Origin of the sequence: Pseudomonas paraversuta (genome assembly GCF_904063065.1) — a bacterium.
GTDB classification, from domain to species: Bacteria; Pseudomonadota; Gammaproteobacteria; order Pseudomonadales; family Pseudomonadaceae; genus Aquipseudomonas; species Aquipseudomonas paraversuta.
Genome location: NZ_CAJFCL010000002.1, coordinates 247523 through 268492 on the forward strand (window position 1 = coordinate 247523; position 20970 = coordinate 268492).

At 61.9% G+C, this 20970-nt stretch carries 15 protein-coding genes; 8 read left to right on the top strand and 7 right to left on the bottom strand.

What is annotated here, in order from left to right; all coding sequences use genetic code 11:
* Positions 1 to 16 precede the first annotated feature (16 nt).
* Complete coding sequence (locus JQ845_RS04205; protein WP_003445984.1) at positions 17 to 1402, top strand: MFS transporter; 1386 nt, start codon at positions 17 to 19, stop codon at positions 1400 to 1402.
* Entirely contained in the window at positions 1399 to 2673 is a 1275-nt protein-coding gene (locus JQ845_RS04210; RefSeq protein WP_203008432.1) for a glucarate dehydratase family protein, read from the top strand. The genes JQ845_RS04205 and JQ845_RS04210 overlap by 4 nt, the downstream gene beginning before the upstream one ends.
* A 483-nt stretch (positions 2674 to 3156) precedes the next feature.
* On the opposite strand, the gene JQ845_RS04215 is transcribed toward JQ845_RS04210, so the two are convergent.
* The 3 genes from JQ845_RS04215 to JQ845_RS04225 all read right to left on the bottom strand — a co-directional run bounded on the left by JQ845_RS04215 (position 3157) and on the right by JQ845_RS04225 (position 7347).
* Positions 3157 to 4839 carry an amidohydrolase gene (locus tag JQ845_RS04215; RefSeq protein ID WP_003445976.1) on the bottom strand — a complete coding sequence of 561 codons (1683 nt, stop codon included), beginning with the start codon at positions 4837 to 4839 and terminating at the stop codon, positions 3157 to 3159.
* On the bottom strand, positions 4840 to 6273 hold the full coding sequence (locus JQ845_RS04220; protein WP_003445975.1) for an MFS transporter: 1434 nt from the start codon (positions 6271 to 6273) through the stop codon (positions 4840 to 4842). It abuts the gene before it with no gap.
* 183 nt (positions 6274 to 6456) lie between these two features.
* Positions 6457 to 7347: a LysR family transcriptional regulator gene (locus JQ845_RS04225; RefSeq protein WP_003445970.1), complete on the bottom strand. Its 891-nt coding sequence runs from the start codon at positions 7345 to 7347 to the stop codon at positions 6457 to 6459.
* Between the two features lie 113 nt (positions 7348 to 7460).
* Here JQ845_RS04225 and JQ845_RS04230 point away from each other — a divergent pair, with 113 nt between their 5' ends.
* From JQ845_RS04230 to JQ845_RS04250, 5 genes are all read left to right on the top strand, one after another.
* Positions 7461 to 9188, top strand: a complete 1728-nt coding sequence (locus tag JQ845_RS04230; protein ID WP_203008441.1) for an acyl-CoA dehydrogenase family protein — start codon at positions 7461 to 7463, stop codon at positions 9186 to 9188.
* Positions 9189 to 9281: 93 nt separating this feature from the next.
* Positions 9282 to 10469: a CaiB/BaiF CoA transferase family protein gene (locus tag JQ845_RS04235; protein ID WP_203008443.1), complete on the top strand. Its 1188-nt coding sequence runs from the start codon at positions 9282 to 9284 to the stop codon at positions 10467 to 10469.
* 27 nt (positions 10470 to 10496) lie between these two features.
* Positions 10497 to 12056, top strand: coding sequence for a 3-hydroxyacyl-CoA dehydrogenase (locus JQ845_RS04240; RefSeq protein WP_003445956.1), 1560 nt, complete (start codon positions 10497 to 10499; stop codon positions 12054 to 12056).
* Positions 12049 to 13251: a 3-oxoadipyl-CoA thiolase gene (locus JQ845_RS04245; RefSeq protein WP_203008445.1), complete on the top strand. Its 1203-nt coding sequence runs from the start codon at positions 12049 to 12051 to the stop codon at positions 13249 to 13251. Before JQ845_RS04240 ends, JQ845_RS04245 begins: the two co-directional genes overlap by 8 nt.
* Before the next feature lie 68 nt (positions 13252 to 13319).
* Positions 13320 to 14645, top strand: coding sequence for an OprD family porin (locus JQ845_RS04250; RefSeq protein WP_203008448.1), 1326 nt, complete (start codon positions 13320 to 13322; stop codon positions 14643 to 14645).
* Positions 14646 to 15282: 637 nt separating this feature from the next.
* Here JQ845_RS04250 and JQ845_RS04255 read toward each other — a convergent pair.
* The 4 genes from JQ845_RS04255 to pdxR all read right to left on the bottom strand — a co-directional run bounded on the left by JQ845_RS04255 (position 15283) and on the right by pdxR (position 20363).
* Positions 15283 to 16644 (bottom strand): c-type cytochrome, encoded by a 1362-nt coding sequence (locus tag JQ845_RS04255; RefSeq protein WP_160627788.1) that lies wholly within the window; start codon positions 16642 to 16644, stop codon positions 15283 to 15285.
* Positions 16645 to 16647: 3 nt separating this feature from the next.
* Positions 16648 to 18270: a GMC family oxidoreductase gene (locus tag JQ845_RS04260; protein WP_003445936.1), complete on the bottom strand. Its 1623-nt coding sequence runs from the start codon at positions 18268 to 18270 to the stop codon at positions 16648 to 16650.
* The gene (locus JQ845_RS04265) at positions 18263 to 18793 is read right to left on the bottom strand and encodes a sugar dehydrogenase complex small subunit (protein ID WP_203008450.1); all 531 of its coding nucleotides are present in this window, start codon (positions 18791 to 18793) and stop codon (positions 18263 to 18265) included. The genes JQ845_RS04260 and JQ845_RS04265 overlap by 8 nt, the downstream gene beginning before the upstream one ends.
* Positions 18794 to 18962: 169 nt before the next feature.
* Complete coding sequence (gene pdxR, locus JQ845_RS04270) at positions 18963 to 20363, bottom strand: MocR-like pyridoxine biosynthesis transcription factor PdxR (protein WP_203008453.1); 1401 nt, start codon at positions 20361 to 20363, stop codon at positions 18963 to 18965.
* A 112-nt stretch (positions 20364 to 20475) separates the two neighbouring features.
* On the opposite strand from pdxR, the gene JQ845_RS04275 reads away from it, so the two are divergent.
* Entirely contained in the window at positions 20476 to 20928 is a 453-nt protein-coding gene (locus JQ845_RS04275) for a carboxymuconolactone decarboxylase family protein (RefSeq protein WP_037001808.1), read from the top strand.
* Positions 20929 to 20970: the final 42 nt, after the last annotated feature.

The following is a 20970-nucleotide window of genomic DNA, read 5'->3' on the forward strand; positions in this document are numbered from 1 at the left end:
TGATCGGGAGTCCCCCTTGAATACCCTCCAGAGTCTGCCAGACCCCACGGTGCTTGCCCGCGCCGCGGCCAAGGTCAAGCGTCATGTCCTGCCCCTGTTTGTGGTGATGTTCATCGTCAACTACATCGACCGGGTCAATATCGGCTTTGTCCGCAGCCACCTGGAAACCGACCTGGGCATTGGCGCTGCCGCCTATGGCCTGGGGGCCGGGCTGTTCTTTATTGGTTACGCGATATTCGAAGTGCCCTCCAACCTGCTGCTGCAACGCTATGGCGCCCGCGCCTGGCTGACACGCATCATGTTTACCTGGGGCGCAGCGGCAATGGCGATGGCCTTTGTGCGCGGCGAAACCAGTTTCTATGTATTGCGCTTTATTCTCGGCGCCGCTGAAGCGGGGTTCTTTCCCGGGATCATTTACTACTTCACCCAATGGCTGCCGTCGACCGAACGCGGCAAAGCCATGGCGATCTTTCTCAGCGGCTCGGCCATTGCTTCGGTGATCTCGGGGCCGGTGTCCGGGGCGCTGCTCAATGTCAGCGGCATGAGCCTGCATGGCTGGCAATGGATGTTCCTGATTGAAGGCTTTGCCTCGATCGTGCTCTGTGCCTTCGTCTGGTTCTGGCTGCAGTCGCATCCACGCCAGGCGAAATGGCTGAGCGAAGAAGAGAAGGCTGCATTGCTGGGGGCCATCGCACTGGAGCAGCAGGCCCGGGAAAGCGTGCAGACGGTCAGGCCGTCGATGTTCAAATTGCTGGCCGACAAACAGATCGCGCTGTTCTGTTTTATCTATTTCTCGATTGCCCTGACCATCTATGGTGCGACGTTCTGGCTGCCGAGCATGATCAAAAAGATGGGCAGCTTCGGCGACTTTCAAGTCGGGCTGTTCAACTCGATTCCGTGGCTGATTTCCATCGTCGCGATGTACGGCTTCGCGGCTTTGGCCAGCAAATGGAAACACCAGCAGGCCTGGGTGGCGCTGACTCTGGTAATCGCGGCGCTGGGCATGTTCATGTCCACCATCGGCGGGCCGGTATTCGCCTTCGTTGCCATCTGTTTTGCGGCCATTGGCTTCAAGGCCGCCTCGGCTTTGTTCTGGCCGATTCCACAGGGCTACCTCGATGCGCGCATCGCTGCCGCGGTAATTGCCCTGATCAACTCCATCGGCAATCTGGGCGGGTTTGTGGCGCCCACCGCGTTCGGTTTTCTGGAGCAGAGCACCGGCTCTATCGAAGGCGGCCTGTACGGGTTGGCGGCCACCTCACTGGTGGCGGCAGCGGTGATCTTTTTTGTCCGTATGACCCCGCGCAATCAGTCCCTTGCCAGCCAGCCCGAGGCCTGCGCAGCCATTACCCCGTCCCGGCATAACCCTTTGAAAACTGATCCAGCAGGAGCCGCTTCTTGAAAATCCAACGCGTCACTGTCACCCCCATCGCTTTCCGGGACCCGCCGCTGCTCAATGCCAGCGGCATTCATGAACCCTTTGCCCTGCGCTCGATCATCGAGATCGAGAGCGACAATGGCTACATTGGCCTGGGCGAGAGCTACGGCGATGCTCCGGCACTGGCCATCCAGCAGCAGTTGCAGGAGCAACTCATAGGTCTCGATCCGTTCAATCTCAATCAGTTGCGGGCCATTGTGCAGGCCACAGTGGCGGCCAATAAACCGCGGAGCATGGCGGGGGCGGAACTGGCCCCCGGCTCCCATGCCAGCAAAGCGGTGAGCAACGCCTATTCGGCCTTTGAAGTGGCGTTTCTTGACCTGCAGGCGCATTACCTGAAGGTGCCGCTGGTGGACCTGCTCGGCGGCGCGGTGCGCGATGAGATTCCCTTCAGTGCCTACCTGTTCTTCAAATACGCCGAGCATATTGATTCACCCTACAAGGCCGACGCCTGGGGCGAGGCACTGAACGAAGCACAAATCGTCGCCCAGGCCCGGCGCATGATTGAGGACTACGGCTTCAAAAGCATCAAGCTCAAGGCCGGGACACTGCCCCCGGAGCAGGAAGTGGAGTGCATCAAGGCGCTGAAAAAAGCTTTTCCCGGCTACCCGCTGCGCATTGATCCGAATGGCAACTGGTCGTTACCAACGGCCATTCGCATGGCGCAATTGCTGGGTGACGATCTGCAGTATTACGAAGACCCGACCCCGGGTCTGGAGGGCATGGCCGAATTGCACCGGCGCACCGGCTTGCCACTGGCAACCAACATGGTGGTCACCGACTTCGATGAGTTCCGCCGCAGCGTGGCCCTCAACAGCACACAGATTGTGCTGGCCGACCACCATTACTGGGGCGGGCTGCGTGACACCCAGGTGCTGGCCAAAATGTGCCAGACCTTTGGTCTGGGCGTGTCCATGCACTCCAACTCGCATTTGGGCATCAGCCTGATGGCCATGGCCCATGTCGCGGCCTCGGTGCCTAACCTGGACTATGCCTGCGACACCCATTACCCCTGGCAGGAGCCGGACGAAGAGGTGATCAAGGGTGGCAAAGTGCCGATTGTCGACGGTTGCGTGAAAGTCACGCGGGCTCCGGGTCTGGGGCTGGAACTGGACTACGGGCAATTGGCCAGATTGCATGACCAGTTCCTCAGCTGCGGCATTCGCCAGCGCGATGACGTGAAGCAGATGCAGCGTTACAAGCTTGAGTGGAAGGCAGTCAAACCGCGCTTTTGATCGCTCATACAGGTTTTGTGCAACGCCCGGGCTTTGTGGGAGCTGGCTTGCCAGCGATGCAGACAATTCGACATGACTGCCGGCCCGCGGTGCTGCCATCGCGGGCAAGCCCGGCTCCCACAAAGGGTGGAGTGGTGCGGCTCCCCGGTACCTGTGGGAGCTGGCTTGCCAGCGATGCAGACAATTCGACATGACTGCCGGCCCGCGGTGCTGCCATCGCGGGCAAGCCCGGCTCCCACAAAGGGTGGAGTGGTGTGGCTCCCCGGTACCTGTGGGAGCTGGCTTGCCAGCGATGCAGACAATTCGACATGACTGCCGGACCGCGGTGCTGCCATCGTGGGCAAGCCCGGCTCCCACAAAGGGTGGAGTGATGCGGCTCCCCGGTACCTGTGGGAGCTGGCTTGCCAGCGATGGCGGTGAGGCCACCGCGGGGTAATCCAGGTTGTGTGCAACGCCCAGGCTTGGTGGGAGCGGCCAGTAATATCAGTCGTGAGCCTGGTACACGGATTTACCCTCGACGATGGTTTCCAGCACTTTGATGTCCTTGATGTTCATCGGGTCGACTGTCGCAATGTCGTCCGACAGGACCACCAGGTCTGCGTATTTGCCGACCTCAATCGAGCCGCGCTCCTGCTCTTCGAAGTTCTGCCGGGCCGCGTTGATTGTGGTGGCGCGCAGGGCATCGGCCACCGGTACACGCTGCGCGGCACCCAGCACCTTGCCGCCGGTGGTCACCCGGTTCACCGCCGACCAGATCAGGCGCATCGGCTCCATCGGCACGATGGGGGTATCGGTATGGATGGTGTAGCGCAGGCCTCTGTCCTGGGCGGAACGGGCGGGGCTGATGCGCTCCGCGCGGTCCTTGCCGATGAATATATCGCGATGGCGGTCGCCCCAGTAGTAGGTGTGCAGCACGAAGAACGAAGGAATTATATTGAGTCGCTTGACCTCGTCGAGCTGATCTTCGCGCATCATCTGCGAGTGGATGATCACTTGCCGAGCATCCTCCCTCGGGTAGGTTTCCTGGGCCTTGCGATAGGCATAAAGCACATCGTCGATCGCCGCATCGCCATTGGCATGGATCATCATCTGGCGCCCGGATTTGTGCACGGCCAGCACCCGGGCTGCCAGCTCCTCACGGCTGAAACGGGGGAAGCCGCGGTAGGTCAGGTCGTTATTGAACGGGGTGTGGTAATGCTCGCTCAGGTAGCCTGTATAGCCTTGAATTGAACCGTCCGAAAACTCCTTGACTCCGCCGACCTTGATCATGCCGCTGGGCAGCGCAACTTGGTCCACCGCGTCCATGGTTTCCAGGCTGCTCCAGGTCATCACCCGGATAGGCAATTCTTTGGCCTGCACCGCATCTTCAAGCATTTTCAGCAGTGCCGGGGTGGTGCCGGCGCCGTGATTGGCGGTGGTCACGCCGTGGGCGGCATACCACTGGCCGGCAAGACGGATGCCTTCCCGTTGCAGGGGCTCGGTCAGGGCCGGGCGCAGTTTGCCCACCAGAGCCAGGGCCGACTCTTCCAGCACGCCATTGGGCTGGCCGTCGGCATCCTTGCGGATCACCCCGCCCGGCGGGTTGGGGGTACTGGCGGTGATGCCGGCCAGGGCCAGAGCGGCACTGTTGGCGACCGTGAGATGCCCCGAGACATGGGTGATGTAAATCGGCCGGGTGCTGGACACCCGGTCGAGATCGGCACGGGTCGGGTGGCGCTTTTCGGCCAGCAGGGTGTCGTCATAGCCGGCGCCGCTGATCCAGTCCCCGGGGCCGACCTTGGCCTGCTGGGCCTTGAGGCGCGCGACGATATCTTCGATGTTGCGCACATCGCCGATGGGCGGGCTGTTGAGGTCGGCGACAAAGGTCCCGGTGATTTTCGAACTGGCAAAATGACTGTGGGCATCATAGATCCCGGGGATCATGGTCTTGCCGTGCAGATCCACCACCCGGGTATCGGGCCCGATGTAGCGGGCGAGGGCGTCGGACTCGCCCACCGCGAGGATTTTCCCGTCGCGCACCGCAACGGCCCGGGCCGTACTGTTGTCCTTGTCCACGGTCAGTACATTGGCATTGGTATAGACCACCTGGGCGTCGACTTTGGCCGGATCGGCGCTGGCGTTGACGGTCAGCGTGGCGAGCACTGCAAGCAGATAGTTGGCGTTCATTCAAATCCCCGGTGTATGGGTGGCTGCGATGGGTGTCAGGACATTTTTTGCCCCGGTGTCTGTCGCCGTACGCGGCTGCGACCGGGGTGCCGGGCCGCTATCAAGTGCCAGTTCATCGGCATCGGCCTGCTCGGCCGTCGACAGTTCTGAGGCCGTATGGCCAATACGCTTGAGCAGCATCAGCATGCACACCAGCGAAACCAGGGCGTAGCAGGCCGAGGCAATCGCCACGCCTATGATGCTGCCGGTGGAGTTGAGAATGCCCTGGGCCAGCACCGGGGTCGCACCGCCCACCAGCAATGAGCACAGTTGATAGGAGACCGACAGTCCGCTGTAGCGCACCTTGGTCGGGAAGGCCCGGGCCAGGATGCCGCCCACTGCACCGTAAAACATCGAATGGGGAATGGTCGCCAGGCACATGCCGAGCACGGCGATCCAGTAGATTTTGGTTTCCACCGCGAGGAACATCGCCGGCATCAGCAACAGCTCCGGGATCACCATAAAGGCCACGGCCTTGCGCATGTCGATCTTTGACACCAGCACCGCGCCGAACGGCTGGACCAGGAACTGCACCACCAGAGAAATGATGATCACGCTGAGAAAGGTGCTTTGGGCGTAGCCCAGTTCCTTGGTGGCCCAGGACAGGGCAAAGGTACTCTTGAAGTAAGTGACATGGATGATCGGCAGGACGCCGGCACACAGCAGCACAATCCGCCAGTGGTCGCGCAGCACGGCCACAACGGGCAGTTTGACGGTCTTCTTTTGTTCCATCAGGCGCTTCATGTCATCCGACTCTTCGAGCTTGAGACGAATCACCATGCCGACGATCACCAGTGCTGCGGAGAGCAGGAACGGAATGCGCCAGCCCCAGAGCATGAAGTCCGAGACCGGCAGGGCGCTGAGGGCGAAGAACACGATGGTCGCCAGCAGGTTGCCGGCGGGGGACCCCTGCTGGGCGAAAGCGGCATACAGGATGCCCTTGCCCTTGGGCGCATTCTCGCTGGCTATCAGAATGGCACCGCCCCATTCGCCACCCACCGCGATTCCCTGAATGACCCGCAGCACCACCAGTGCGATCGGGGCCCAGATACCAATTTGCAGATAGGTGGGCAACAGGCCGATGCAGGTGGTGGCCACGCCCATCATCACCAGGGTGATGACCAGGGTGGTCTTGCGCCCGATCTTGTCACCCAGGTGACCGAAGATAATGCCGCCTATGGGGCGCGCGATAAACCCGGCCCACAAAGTAAGAAACGACAGCATGGTGGCGGTGCCGGGGTTCAGGTCGGCGGGAAAGAACACTTTGCCGAACACCAGAGCAGCGGCAATGCCGTAGGCATAAAAGTCATACCACTCGATGGTCGTACCGATGAACGAGGCCACTCCGGCCTTGCGGGCTCTTTTGTGGGCGGCAACTTCCTGGGTGGCATTCATAGTTTTTTCCTGCTCATTATTATTGGTCTATGTCCTCTCCCGAACACCTGGAGAGGCTTGCACGGCACATCAGCCTCCAGGCGGGCGAGGAGGTCTGATGGCTGGAGCCTATACAGGCAGAATTGAAAAAAATAATGATTAAATTTTATTGTTTGATACGTGATTTCGTATCGTCGAAAGGCTTTAGCGGCAGTTCTGTTGCTGGGCCTTGAACAGCTCCAGCAGGCTTTGTGCCGCCGCCGAGGGCAACGTGGCCTGGCGAATGGCATGAATTTCGGAGTGCGCGCCGCTGCCGTTGATTTGGCAATAGTGCACCCCCTGTTTCCAGGTTGCAGCCAGGGTCTGGGGTACCAGCGCCACGCCCAGGTTGTAGGCCACCATAGACACCACGGTTTGCCAGAGCCGGGTTTCATGGCGGATTCGCGGACTGAAACCGGCGGCCACGCAGTGGGCAATGATCAGGTCGTGATAGTGGGGAGACACGTTGCGCGGGAACAGAATGAAATCTTCGTCCGCAAGGTCCTGCAGATCGATTCGCTCCTGACCCGCCAGCCGGTGCGAGTCGGGGAGGCAGCACAGGAACGGCTCGCGCAGCACCGGCTCGCAGCAGATGCTTTCGGGGAATTTGCTGCGGTGCACGAAGCCGATATCGATCTGCCCGCGCTGCAAGGCCTGGACCTGCTCGGCACTGTTCATTTCCATCAATACGATTTCGGTGTCGGGGTGCTGCTGCTCGAAAATCCTGACCGCCTGTGGCAGGCCGCGATGCAGGATCGAGTTGACGAAGCCGACACTCAGGCGCCCGACAAAACCCTGGGCCGAGCGCCGGGTCAGGTGCCTGGCCTGTTCGGCCCGCAGCAGCAGGTAGCGGGCTTCGTCGAGCAGCACCTGACCGGCATTGGTCAGACTCACTGACTTGTTGTTGCGGTTGAGCAACTGAATGTCGAGCTGGCTTTCGAGCTTTTTGATGTCGAAGCTCAGGGCTGGCTGGGAGATAAATAGGCGGGCGGCGGCTCGGCCAAAATGCAGCTCTTCGGCCACAGCTACAAAGTAACGCAGTTGCTTGAGATCCATGGGGATTGGCCTCGGCTTACGATAATTTTTGGTTATCGTAGTTGATTAACTTTGTATTAGATACTTATCGATGGCGACCCTACTCTTGGACCACAAGAATCAGGAGAACTGCCATGGATACCCAGCCAGACCGCGCCTACGACCCCTTGAATATCCCCGACAGCCGGGGGCTTAACCTGTTCGATTGCGATGCCGGGCTGGCCGCGCTGCTCAAGGTGTATCTGCCAGCCTCGGTCTATGACCACTGGCTGCCGACCTGGCGCAAACTGGGCGCCAGAGCCGGTGGCGAACTGGATCTGCTGGCGCTGTCGGCCGACAAAAATCCGCCGAAACTGTTGCCCCGCACCCGCCGTGGTGAAGACCTGCAAAGCATCCAAAAACACCCGGACTTCGTCGCGCTGGAGCGGGTGGCCTACGCCGAACTGGGCCTGGCTGCCATGAGCCACCGTGAGGACGGCACACTGGCGCTGTCGAAATACGCGCTGACCTACCTGTTTGTACAGGCCGAGTTCGGCCTGTGCTGCCCGGTGAGCATGACCGATTCCCTGACCCGCACCCTGCGCAAGTTCGGCTCCCCGCAACTGCAGGCGCGTTACTTGCCGTCGCTGGTGTCCCAGGATTTCGACAGTCTGTTCCAGGGCGCCATGTTCATGACCGAGCAGGCTGCAGGCTCCGATGTGTCGCGCACTGAAACCCGGGCCCGGCAGATCGATGGCGAGTGGCAGTTGTTCGGGGAAAAGTGGTTTTGCTCCAACCCCGATGCTGACCTGGCCATGGTGCTGGCCCGTCCCGACGATGCGCCATCGGGCATGAAAGGGGTCAGCCTGTTTCTGCTGCCCAAGCTGCGCCCGGACGGCTCGCGCAATGCCTACCGGATTCAACGGCTCAAGGACAAACTTGGCAGCCGCTCCATGGCCAGTGGCGAAATCACCCTTGAGGGCGCCACGGCGTATCTGATCGGGGAGGTCGGGCGCGGGTTCCAGCAGATGGCCGACATGATCAACATGTCGCGTCTGTCCAACGGCGTACGTGCGGCCGGGCTGATGCGCCGGGGTATCAACGAGTCGCTGTACATTGCCCGTAACCGCCGGGCTTTTGGCCGGCACCTGATCGAAATGCCCTTGATGCAGCGCCAGTTGCTGAAAATGATGCTGCCCACCGAACAGGCTCGTTCGATGTTCATGCAAATTGCCACGCTGCTGCCCAAGGCCGATGCCGGCGACGAGGCCGCCCGCAAATGCGTGCGCATCCTCACGCCGCTGATCAAATTCCGCGCTTGCCGCGACGCCCGCCGGGTCACCGGCGATGCCATGGAAGTGCGTGGCGGTGTGGGTTACATCGAAGAATGGAGCGATGCCCGACTGGTACGCGACGCCCACCTGGGTTCGATCTGGGAAGGCACCAGCAATATCGTGGCGCTGGATATCGCCCGTGCCGTGACCCGCGAGCAGGCGCTGGAACCCTTGCAGCTGTTTCTCGCCAACCTGCTGGCCGAAGCGCAGTTGCCTGCGGCCAGCCAGCGTCTGTTCGAGGGCGTGCTGCAACGCACCGTTGCCAGAGTGGCCGAGGTGGCCCATGAGCAACGGGACGAGCAGGTGCGGTTGGCGGGCAGCGCGCTCTATCACATTGCCACGGCGATATTCATGGCCTGGGAAAGCAGCCGGCAGGCGGGTGATTACCGGCGTCTGGCTCTGGCGCACCTGTTGCTGCAACACAAGCTGTTGCCACGGGACCCGCTGAGCCCGGAGCCGGAAATCGAGGCCGGCCTGCTGGCGCGTCTGGCCAATGAAAGCCCGCTGACGCAAGCCGACGCCCTGCAGCTGTTACCCAAAACCCTGTAGGAGCGAGCTTGCTCGCGAGCATTTGGAAATACCGCGCAAAAGCTCGTTTCTACAGGAAATCAGATTGAATTCGATATTCATCAGAGCGTATCTATGAGCACTCCCAAAGGGGCCCTCGACGGCCTCAAAGTGATCGACCTCAGCCGCGTACTGGGCGGCCCTTATTGTTCTCAGGCGCTGGCCGACCATGGCGCCGAGGTAATCAAGCTGGAACCCTTGAGCGGCGATGAAACCCGCGGCTGGGGCCCGCCGTTCGAGGGTGACGACGCGTCCTATTTCCGCGGGGTCAATCGCAACAAGCAGGGGATTGCAGTGGACTTGTCCCGCCCCGAAGGCATCGGGTTGCTGATGCAATTGCTGGAGGACGCCGATGTCCTGATCGAGAACTTCAAACCCGGTACCCTCAAGCGCTGGGGAATTGATTACGCCGATGTCCTGAGCCAGCGCTTTCCCGGGCTGATCCACTGCGCGATCTCCGGTTTTGGCGGCGACGGCCCGCTGGGCGGCCTGCCAGGTTACGACGCAGTGATCCAGGCCATGGCCGGGCTGATGAGTGTCAACGGCGAAGCCGATGGCGGCCCGTTGCGCATTGGCCTGCCTATCGTCGACATGGTCACCGGGCTCAATGCGCTGGCGGGGGTGCTGCTGGCGCTCAATGAACGTCATCGCAGCGGTTTGGGCCAGTCGCTGGACATCACCCTTTACGACTGCGGTGTGTCATTGCTGCACCCCCATGTGCCGAACTATCTGGCGGCCGGCAAGGTTCCGCAGCGTACCGGCAATGCCCACCCCAATATCGCGCCCTATGACAGTTACCGCACCGCCAGCGAGCCGATTTTTCTGGCCGTGGGCAACGATCGGCAGTTTGCCAGACTGTGCGAACAACTGGGCGCCGGGGACTTGCCACAAGACCCGCGTTTTATCGACAACGGCGCCCGTTCGGTGCACCGCGAGGCCTTGAAACAGGCGCTGGAAAAGCTCCTGGCCCGGCACGACGGGGCGACGCTGGCGCCGCAGCTGATCCAGCTCGGTGTGCCCTGCGGCTCCATTGCCACCATCGACACCGTGGTTGCGCACCCGCACACCTTGCATCGCGGTCTGCTGGTGGAGATCGGTGACTATCGCGGCATTGGTTCGCCAGTGAAGCTCTCGCGTACCCCGGCCACCTATCGCAACGCGCCTCCGGCCCTGGGGCAGGACACCCGCCAGGTGTTGCAGGGCATGGGGCTGGACGCGCAGATGATCGAAAAACTTTATGCCGCGGGCATTGTGCGCGGCTGATTCCTTACCAATACCGGAGTCCTGCGCATGCAATTACAACAACCCATCGGTCTGGTCGGCACGGGCGCCATGGGCCAGGGCATTGCTCAGGTCATGGCTCAAGCCGGGTTGAAGGTATCGCTGTTCGATACGCGCCCGGGTGCTGCCACCAACGCCCGGGAGCAACTGGCGTCGACCTTCGCCATGCTCCGGCAAAAAGGCCGGATCACCCCCCAGGCGGCCAGCGCGGCGCTGGATCGGGTACAGGTGGTCAACAGCCTGCAGGAACTGGACGATTGCCAGGTGGTAATCGAGGCCATAGTCGAGGACCTGGAAGCCAAGCAGCAGCTGTTCCGGCAACTGGATGCGCTGCTCGATCCGGCGACACTGCTGGCAAGCAACACCTCGTCTCTGTCGATCACGGCAATTGCTTCGGTCTGCGCGCATCCGCAGCGGGTGGCTGGGCTGCACTTCTTTAATCCGGTGCCCCTGATGCGCATCGTCGAAGTGATTGGCGGTATCGCCACCGCGCCGCAGGTGATTGATCAGTTACAGGCGCTGGTGCGCCATGTCGGCCACTGTCCGGCGATCTGCAAGGACTCGCCGGGCTTTATCGTTAACCACGCCGGACGGGCATTCGGTACCGAAGCGCTGCGTATTCTCAGTGAAGGGGTGGCGCCGCCGGGCCTGATTGATGCGGTGCTGAGGGTCGGCGCCGGGTTCGCGATGGGGCCGTTCGAATTGCTCGACCTGATTGGCCTGGATGTCAGCCTGCCGGTGATGGAATCGGTATATCGCCAGTTTTATCAGGAACCGCGCTACCGGCCCCATCCGCTGTTGCACCAGATGCTGGCGGGCGGGCACCTGGGGCGCAAGAGCGGGCAGGGCTTTTATCGTTACCAGGGCAAGGCGGGTGCGCCACGCTTTGCCCAGCCGGTACCGGACTGCAAGCAGATCCCGCCCGTGTGGGTGGCAGGTGATGATGAAACCGGCAAAATCCGGCTGCTGAGGTTGCTCGAGCAACTGGGGGCCAGGATCGAGCATGGTCCGCAGCCATCTGCCGAGGCCCTGTGCCTGCTGGCGCCCCTGGGTGATGACTGCACCGAGTCGGCCCTGCGCCATGGCACCGATCCGGCGCGCACGGTGGCGGTCGACACCTTGCTGGAACTGGATAACCTGCGATGCCTGATGCCCACTCCGGTGACCCGGGTCGATATGCAACACGTCGCCCACGCCCTGTTCAGTGCCGATGGCGCCACGGTGGTGGTAATCGGTGACAGCTGCGGTTTTATCCTGCAGCGCACCCTGGCTTGCATCGTCAATCTGGGTTGCGACATCGCCCAGCAGGGCATTGCCTCGGTGGCTGACATTGATGGCGCGGTGCGCCTGGGTCTTGGTTATCCGCAGGGGCCACTGGCCTGGGGCGACCTGCTGGGCGTCGGGCGGGTGCTGCAGATTTTGCAGCGCATGCATGCCTTGACCGGCGACCCGCGTTATCGCCCCAGCGGCTGGTTGCGGCGCCGGGCGCGACTGGGAATCGCGCTGTGCCAGACGGAAAACCCGCTGCCCGCAGCCCACCTTGTTCAGCAGGAGATAAATCATGCTTGAGGCTTATGTTTACAGCGGTTTGCGAACGCCTTTTGGCCGCCATGGCGGCAGCCTGTCGGCGGTGCGCCCGGATGATCTGGTGGGTGAGCTGCTGGCCCGTCTGGTGCAGACCTCGGGCCTGCCCGTGCAAGCACTGGAAGACGTGATTCTGGGCTGCACTAACCAGGCCGGCGAGGACAGCCGCAACCTGGCGCGCAATGCTTTGCTCAGTGCCGGCTTGCCCATGACGGTGCCGGGGCAGACGGTCAACCGCCTGTGCGCCAGTGGTCTGTCGGCAGTGATCGATGCCGCCCGGGCCATTACCTGTGGTGAGGGTCGCTGGTATCTGGCGGGCGGGGTAGAGAGCATGTCTCGGGCGCCACTGGTTATTTCCAAAGCCGAGACTGCGTTCAGTCGCAGCCAGGAGATCGCGGACAGCACCATCGGTGCCCGTTTCGCCAACCCCCGGCTGGTACAGCGTTATGGCAATGACAGCATGCCGCAGACCGGCGACAACCTTGCCCGGCTGTACGACATCAGCCGCGAGGAGGCCGACCGCTTCGCCGCCGGCTCCCAGTCCCGTTATCAGGCGGCTTTGCTGGCAGGGGTGCTGGACGACGAAATCATGGCTGTAGACGTGCCTTCTGCGCGCAAGGGTGAGTCCCGTCAGGTAAGTGTCGACGAGCATCCACGGGCCCAGTCCGACTTCTCTGCGTTATCGCGGCTCAAGCCCCTGTTTGAGAGCGGGGTGGTCACTGCAGGCAACGCTTCGGGAATCAACGACGGCGCGGCCGCTCTGGTGCTGGGCAACCGAGAGATTGGCCTTGCCCATGGCGTGGCGCCGATGGCGCGGATTCTGTCCTCGGCGGTGGTCGGGGTAGAGCCACGGATCATGGGGATTGGTCCGCACCAGGCGATAGTGGTGGCGTTGCAGCGGGCCGGTATCGGCCTGGAGCAAGTCGATCTGATCGAAATCAATGAAGCCTTCGCGCCACAGGTGCTGGGGTGCCTCAAGGCCCTGGAACTGAGTTTCGACGACCCTCGGGTCAACCCCAACGGCGGGGCAATTGCCATGGGCCATCCGCTGGGCGCATCGGGTGCGCGGCTGGTACTGAGTGCCTGCCGTACCTTGCAGCGTCAGCAACAGCGTTATGCGGTGGTCAGCCTGTGCGTAGGTGTCGGCCAAGGCGTGGCGATGGTGATCGAGCGCGTGTGATTTTTTCGCAATACCCTCGAACCTAAAATAAAAACAGGGCGTGTAACCGCCCAAGGGAAAACTTTGCCATGAATACACCTTCACCCCTGTCCTGCCTGGTTCTGGGGACCTTGAGCTGTGCGGTCGGCCAGGCCGCACACGCCGACTTTGTCAGCGACAGTCATGCCAGCCTGGGCTTGCGCAATCTGTACTTCAGCCATGACTTTCGCGACCAGCGCGGACCGTCCGGGCTGGCTAAAACCGAGGAGTGGGCCCAGGGTTTCATGCTCAATTTCACCTCGGGGTTTACCCGGGGGACCCTGGGGTTTGGCGTGGATGCCCTGGTGCTGCAAGGCCTGACCCTGGACAGCGGTGCAGGCAGGCATCGCGGCAGCAGCATGATCCCGGACGATGGCCAGGGGGTTGCCAGTGACTGGAGCCGTCTGGGCCTGACCGGCAAGGTGCGGCTGGGGCAAACCGAAGCCCGGGTGGGTACTCTGCAGCCCAAATTGCCGGTACTGGTGGCCAACGACGGCCGTCTGTTGCCGCAAACCTTTGAAGGTGTACAGCTCACCAGCCATGACCTCGACAACCTGACCCTTACGGCCGGGCGTATTGAACAGGCCACCGGGCGCGGTTCAAGTGACCGCACCGGGCTGGCCGTGGCGGGCGGAACGCGCCAGAGCAATGACTTTGTGTTTGCCGGCGCCGATTACAAGGCCGGCCGCGATCTGCTCCTGCAGTACTACGCGGCCAACCTGGAGAACTACTACACCCAGCAGTTTTTCGGCTTGCAGCATACCTGGGCACTGGGTGAAGGGCAGTCGATCAAGACCGACCTGCGTTACTTCGACACCGGGTCGAGCGGGGCGAACGGCAGCGGCGGTGGTCGTTCTGACGGCTATCGGGTGGGGGGCTATACCCGCGATGGCAGAGGTGAAATCGACAACCGCACCTGGAGTGCGATGTTCACCTGGAACCTGGGTGGCCATGGGTTGACCGGTGGTTATCAAAGCGTTTCGGATGCCAGCAACTTCGTGCAGCTCAATCAGGGCTCATTGCCCGACAAGGGCGCGGGAGGTGCGAGCCTGTACCTGTTTACCGATCGCTTGCTGACCAGTTTCAACCGGGCCGGTGAGAACACCTGGTTCGGGCAGTACGCCTATGATTTTTCCACTGTTGGTGTCCCGGGTTTACGGGCGTCGATGGTCTACCTCAAGGGCGACGGGATCCGCACCGTTTCAGGGGATGAGCACAAGGAATGGGAACGCGATCTGTTGCTCGATTACGTGATCCAGGAGGGGACGTTCAAAGGGCTGGGGCTCGGGGCGCGGTATGCAACATTGCGTTCGCAGGCGGCCCCCGATCAGGACCAGACCCGATTGATTCTCAGCTATAGCCTAGCGTTGTTCTGAACGTAGGCGCGAGCTTTGAGGGAGCGGCCAGTAACCTGTAGGAGCGAGCTTGCTCGCGAGCTCTTTGTTGCGGTGTTGAAAAGCTCGCGAGCAAGCTCGCTCCTACAGGTTGTATACAACGCCCGGGCTTTGTGGGAGCTGGCTTGCCAGCGATGCAGACAATTCGGCATGACTGCCGGACCGCGGTGCTGCCATCGCGGGCAAGCCCGGCTCCCACAAAGGGTGGAGTGGTGCGGCTCCCCGGTACCTGTGGGAGCTGGCTTGCCAGCGATGCAGACAATTCGGCATGACTGCCGGACCGCGGTGCTGCCATCGCGGGCAAGCCCGGCTCCCACAAAGGGTAGAGTGGTGCGGCTGCCCGGTACCTGTGGGAGCTGGCTTGCCAGCGATGCAGACAATTCGGCATGACTGCCGGACCGCGGTGCTGCCATCGCGGGCAAGCCCGGCTCCCACAAAGGGTAGAGTGGTGCGGCTGCCCGGTACCTGTGGGAGCTGGCTTGCCAGCGATGCAGACAATTCGACATGACTGCCGGCCCGCGGTGCTGCCATCGCGGGCAAGCCCGGCTCCCACAAAGGGTGATCTGTGGGAGCTGGCTTGCCAGCGATGGCGGTGAGGCCATCGCGAACAAGTTTGGGCTTAACCCCGGCGTTTGCGACGTGCTCGCCATACCAGCAGCAGGATCAAAACAATGACGCCGGCGGCAATCGCGCCCTGGGCCAGTGCGGCCAGGTGCGAGACGGGGCCGCCTGCGCGGGTTTGCTTGACCTGGGCGGCGCTGACTTTGACTTGCGGGTTGCCGTAATGCTCGGTCAGCCAGGTGGCCAGTGTCGCTACCTGCTGGTCACTCAGGGTCTTGGCGAAACCTTGCATGCGGATGTCCTGACCGTCAGCGCCACGTTTCACGCCTTCCAGAATCACCATTACCAGGTTGGCCGGATTACTGCGTCCGACCGCCGTGTTGTGCAGCAACGAAGGCAGGGCGCCTTCAAAGCTGCCCTGGGCCTGGGCCTGGTGACAGGAACTGCAGTAGGCATCGTAGATCTGCGCACCGGTCATTTTGTCGCCATCAGCCGGCAACTCTACGCCACGGATGCTGTTCAGCTCGTCGGTGGCTTGCCCAAGGGCATACACCGGTTTGCTGTCAGCCGGGTTGTGCTGAGCAGGCAGGGCCTTGAGGTAAACGGCAATGGCCTTGAGGTCGCTGTCGTTCATGTACTGCAGGCTGTGATCCACCGCTTCGGCCATCGGCCCGGCAGCTTGTGCCTTGCCCCGGACTTCGCCGGTTTTCAGGTACGCCACCAGCTGCGCGTTGTCCCAGCCACCGATACCGCTGTTGAGGTCGGAGGTGATGTTTGGCGCGTGCCAGGTCCCTACATCACCACCGGCCAGCTCTTTGGACGAGACTTCGGCCATCAGCAGATTGCGCGGGGTGTGGCAGGTGCTGCAGTGGGTCAGGCCCTGAACCAGGTAGGCGCCACGGTTCCATTCGGGGTCGCGGCCGGTATCGGCAACAAAGGTGCTGTTGTCGAGAAACAACAGGTTCCATGCCGCCATGGACAGGCGAATGTTGAACGGAAACGGCAGCTCGGTGGCTTTGGTCGGGCTGTCCACCGGCTCCACGGCGTTCATGAAGTAGGCGTACATATCCTTGATGTCTTCATCGCTGACTTTGGCGTAAGCGGTGTAAGGCATGGCGGGATAAAGATGCTGGCCGTCGGCACGCACACCCTTGCGCAGGGCATCGCTGAACTGCTCCAGGCTGTAGTTGCCGATACCCGCCGTTTTCGACGGGGTGATGTTGGTGGCGATGATTTCGCCGATCGGCGTAGGCAGCGCCAGACCGCCGGCAAAGGGTTTGCCACCGGGCACGCTGTGGCAGGCGACGCAGTCACCGGCGGTGGACAGGTACTGGCCACGCTTGATCTGTGCGTCATCCGCAGCATTGACGTTGAGTGCCAGCAGCATCAGCGCGCTAAGGGAAACAAGATTCCAGTTCATGGCTCAACCCCGTCCCTGTTCAGTGGCAATGATCCGGTTCGGCAGGATGTGTTGCGCAGTGCGCAAGGTCAGTGCCGCAGCGGTCAGGGTCGAGTTCATGGTGGCGGAGGTCGGCATCACCCCGGTGCTGCAAATGAACAGGTTGTCGTGGTCGTGGGTACGGCCATAGCTGTCACAGACCGAAGTCTTCGGGTCGATGCCCATGCTCATGGTGCCGGTGATGTGCTGGTTGTTGGCAAAGCTGCCTTCGGCGCTGTAGCGCAGATTGGTCCCGCCCATCATTTCGGCAATCCGGGCGAAGTCTTTGTGGGACCGCGCTGCACCCTTGCGGGTGTATTCGTCGATGGCGTAGTTGACCTTGGGTTTTGGCAGCCCCAGCTTGTCTTTCTGGTCGCTCAGGCTGATGCGGTTCTCAGGGTTGGGCAGTACTTCCAGCACGTCCTTGAGGCTCATTTCAAAGGCGGCGCGGTGGCGCAACTGCTTCTCGAATTCGGCACCGTAGACCCCGGCCGTGATCAGCGCGTCAGTGGCGCTGTTGACCCGGGAAATATTGGTGAAATCCAGGCGATACGGGGCGTGCTCAGAGCGGAACTCGCCATCGCGCATGGTATTGATCGAGCTCGGGCTTTGCGGGCCGCGACCCAGCCACAGTTCTTCATCGGCATCGAAGGTCAGCGAGGTGCTCGGGTGGTCCATCAGGTTGCGACCCACCATGCCCGAGCTGTTGGCCAGGCCGTTGGGGTACTTGTCGCTGGCAGACATCAGCAGCAGTTTCGGGCTTTCGATGCCGTTGGCCGCGAGGATGAAAGTCTTGCCGGTGACCCGGTGCGACTGTTTGTCCGCGTCGAAGTAGTGCACGGCCACGATATGGCCCTTGTCATCATGTTCGATGCGGTAAACCACGGCGTTGACCTGCAGTTGGGCGCCTGCGTCCACTGCGGTCTGGATCGCGATGCCGCCATGGTATTGCGCGTCAATCGGGCAGATCGGCTGGCAGCTGTTGTTGCCACAGCAGGCCGGGCGACCGTCATAGGCGCGGCTGTTACGGGCCGTGGTGTTACCCACTACCGGGAACGCCGGGGCCAGGCGTTCGCGGATGCGGCGCATGGCGTAGGGTTCGGTCACGGGCTCCATCGGGAACGGCTGGCTGCGGGGTGAACCGGTGTTTTCGGCGCCTGACACGCCCCAGATCTCTTCCGCTTGCTGATAGAAAGGGTCGAGTTCTTCGTAGCTCATGGGCCAGTCGACGCCCAGGTTGTAGAGGGTCTTGATCCGCATGTCGCCGGGTACCAGGCGCCATGCCTGTGCTGCCCAGTGCCAGGTGGTGCCGCCGACGCCACGGATGTATTCGGCCGGGTACGGGTAAGGGCCGCCCTGGACCAGATAACCGTTGTCGGTGGGCTTGTAGATCGGGTGCGGGGCAATGTCGCTACAGGTGTAGGGCGACATCCAGTCACTTTTACGTGTCGAGTTGCGGAACGCGGCCACCACACGCCCGCGATCGATAGGACCGCCGGCTTCGAGAATCAGTACCGAAGCGCCTTGCTTGAGCAGGTGAGTGGCAGCCATGGCGCCGCAGATACCCGAGCCGATGATGACGATGTCCGCGGACAGTTGATCAGACATTGTTCACCTCTTTTTTCAATTCGACTGTCGGGTTGCGAGCCCAGCTTCCATAAGCGCCATAGGCATAGGTCGGTGGCTTGAGCACGTCAGCCACGATCTGCGCATTGAGTGCATGCTCGTACGCCAGGCAACGGGCCTGGGCGCCGCTGCCGACTACGCCCATGAACCAGGCCATGGCCACTTTGCGCGGCACGCTGGCCAGGGAGGATTTTTCGTCGTCCAGGGTCTTTTGCAGTTGCATGGGATCAATCTGGCGTTGATTGATCAGTGCCAGCAGCTCTTTGGCCGCCTGGGGAAAACCGGGGTCTTGTTCAACCAGGGCTTTGTACAGCATGCCGGCCAGCACCGGATCGAGGCTTTGACGCCCGGCGATGATCGCTGACAGCGCCACAAAGGCACCCTGTTCTGGCGTGTCGACCGTTTCGGCCAGGGCGAAGGGAATCAGGGACGCGGTATAAGCAGTCAAGAGCCCTTTCAGCAGCACGCGCCGCGTAGGCTTCTTCAGTTCATTCAGGCAATTCATGGTACTTCCTGTCGTGGCAGGTTTTCGTTATAGGAGTGAAGCTTGCGCAATCAGCGAAGTGATGGCGCGGGGGGGACGCTGGCGGTGGTTAGTCGCCAGCGGTAGGGGGAGGCAAGAATAACAAATGTTTAGCTAACTATCTTTAATTCTTTCAGTGCCCTGGCCGCTGCTACATAAGTGCCAGAATGCGCTGGCCCAGGGCTTCGGCGCTGGCTTGTGACGGGATGTTGGCAAAGCCGAGCAGAAGAGCCGACTGAGGTGTGCTCTGCAGGCTCCATTCGCTCAGTGCTTCGGCGAACAGACCGTGCTGGCGCATGCGCTGCACCAGTAACCGGTCCGGTTGCGGGTCTGCCAGGCGCAGGATCAGATGCATGCCTCCGGGGTTGGCATCAATCCGGATGTGTTCGCCCAGCACTTTGCTCAGCCCGCTCACGGCCATGGCCCGGCGTTCGCCATAGAGTTTGCGCATGCGCTGGATATGCCGGGCAAAGTGACCCTGGCTCATAAAGGCCGCGACGATGGCCTGGGTCAGTGACGGGCAACCGCTGCGAAAAACCTGGCTGATGCTTTCGAAACGCTGGATTTGCGCTTCGGGTACCACCAGATAGGCCAGGCGTAGCCCGGGGAACAGCACTTTGCTGAAGGTGCCGCTGTAAATCACCCGGCCATCGCGGTCCAGGCTTTTGAGTGCCGGCAGCGGGCGACTGCTGTAGCGGTACTCGCCGTCGTAATCGTCTTCGACAATCCAGGCCTGTTGCCGGCTGGCCCATGCCAGCAATTGCAGGCGGCGCGGCAGTGCCAGGGATACACACAGCGGGCTTTGATGGGCCGGCGTGACAATGGCCGCCCGGTATCCCTGGCCCATGTCGTCGGGCAGGGCCATGCCGTCCTGATCCACAGCGGCGGGGACCGCTTGTATATCCAGGGCTTCGAGCAACTGGCGGGTGGGCGGATACCCCGGGTCTTCCACCAGCACCAGCTCCCCCGGTTTGAGCAAGGCATGGGCGATCAGCGACAGGCTGTCCCGATAGCCGGAGGTGATGAACACCTGGGACGGCGTGCAGCTAATCCCGCGGGCAACCTGCAAGTAACCGGCAATGGCGGTGCGCAACGATTCCAGGCCCTGGTCCGAAGGCAGGGCCATGTCCTCGATGGTGGCGCTGCGCACGCACCGAGCACTGATCTGGGCCCAGGTTTTTCGCGGGAAAACGTCCAGCGCCGGCAGGCCCATTTGAAAGGGCATGATTGCCGGAAGCTGGGGCAGGGCCGGGCTGGCGGCGGCAAGGGCAGGTAGCGGTCCGGGATTGAGGCTGATCCCCGGTGTCACGACTGTGCCTGCCTGACCCCGCGCCTGCAGATAGCCTTCGCCGGTCAGCAGTGAATACGCGCTGTCCACAGTGCCTCTGGCCAGGCCCAACTCTTTGGCCAGAGCCCGTGCTGCGGGTACCCGTTCACCGGGTTTAAGCGAGCCGCTGGCAATGGCCGCGCGCAAATGCTCATAAAGTTGACGGTAGATGGGTTCGCTGGAGCCCGGGTCCAGGGGGGAAATGCGCGGCGCGGTGGTTTTCATGGTCTGCCTGAAGGAATCATGGCCTATGGATAAAGACGATTCTTGGCTCTTTTTGGCAGGGCCAAGAATCGGCACTATGGCCCCACCTAATGTGCCACTGCAAGGACAGTTCATGAGTCAGCGTATCGATTACTCCAAGGCGTCACCGGAGGGCAACCGGGCATTTGCCAATGTCTATGCCTGTGTGCAAAACAGCAGCCTGCCCAAAGCCCTGATCGACCTGGTGTATCTGCGGGTTTCACAAATAAACGGCTGTGCCTACTGCATCGATCTCCACTCGCGGGATTTGCTCAAGCACGGCATGGCCGTGGAAAAACTGGTGCTGGTGCCGGTGTGGCAGGAAGGGGGGGAGTTGTTCAGCGCACGGGAGCGGGTTGCATTGAGATGGGCTGAAAGCGTCACCCGGGTCGAGCAAACCGGCGTTGGCGATGCGGACTATGAACGGGCAACCGCCGAATTCAGCGACCAGGAACTGGCAGACCTGACCTATGCCATCGGCCTGATGAATGCCTTCAACCGCTTCGGTGTGGCCTTTCGCATGACCCCGGCAGCGGCCCGGGGTTGATGCCATCGCTGGCAAGCCAGCTCCCACAGGAGAGGGATACCT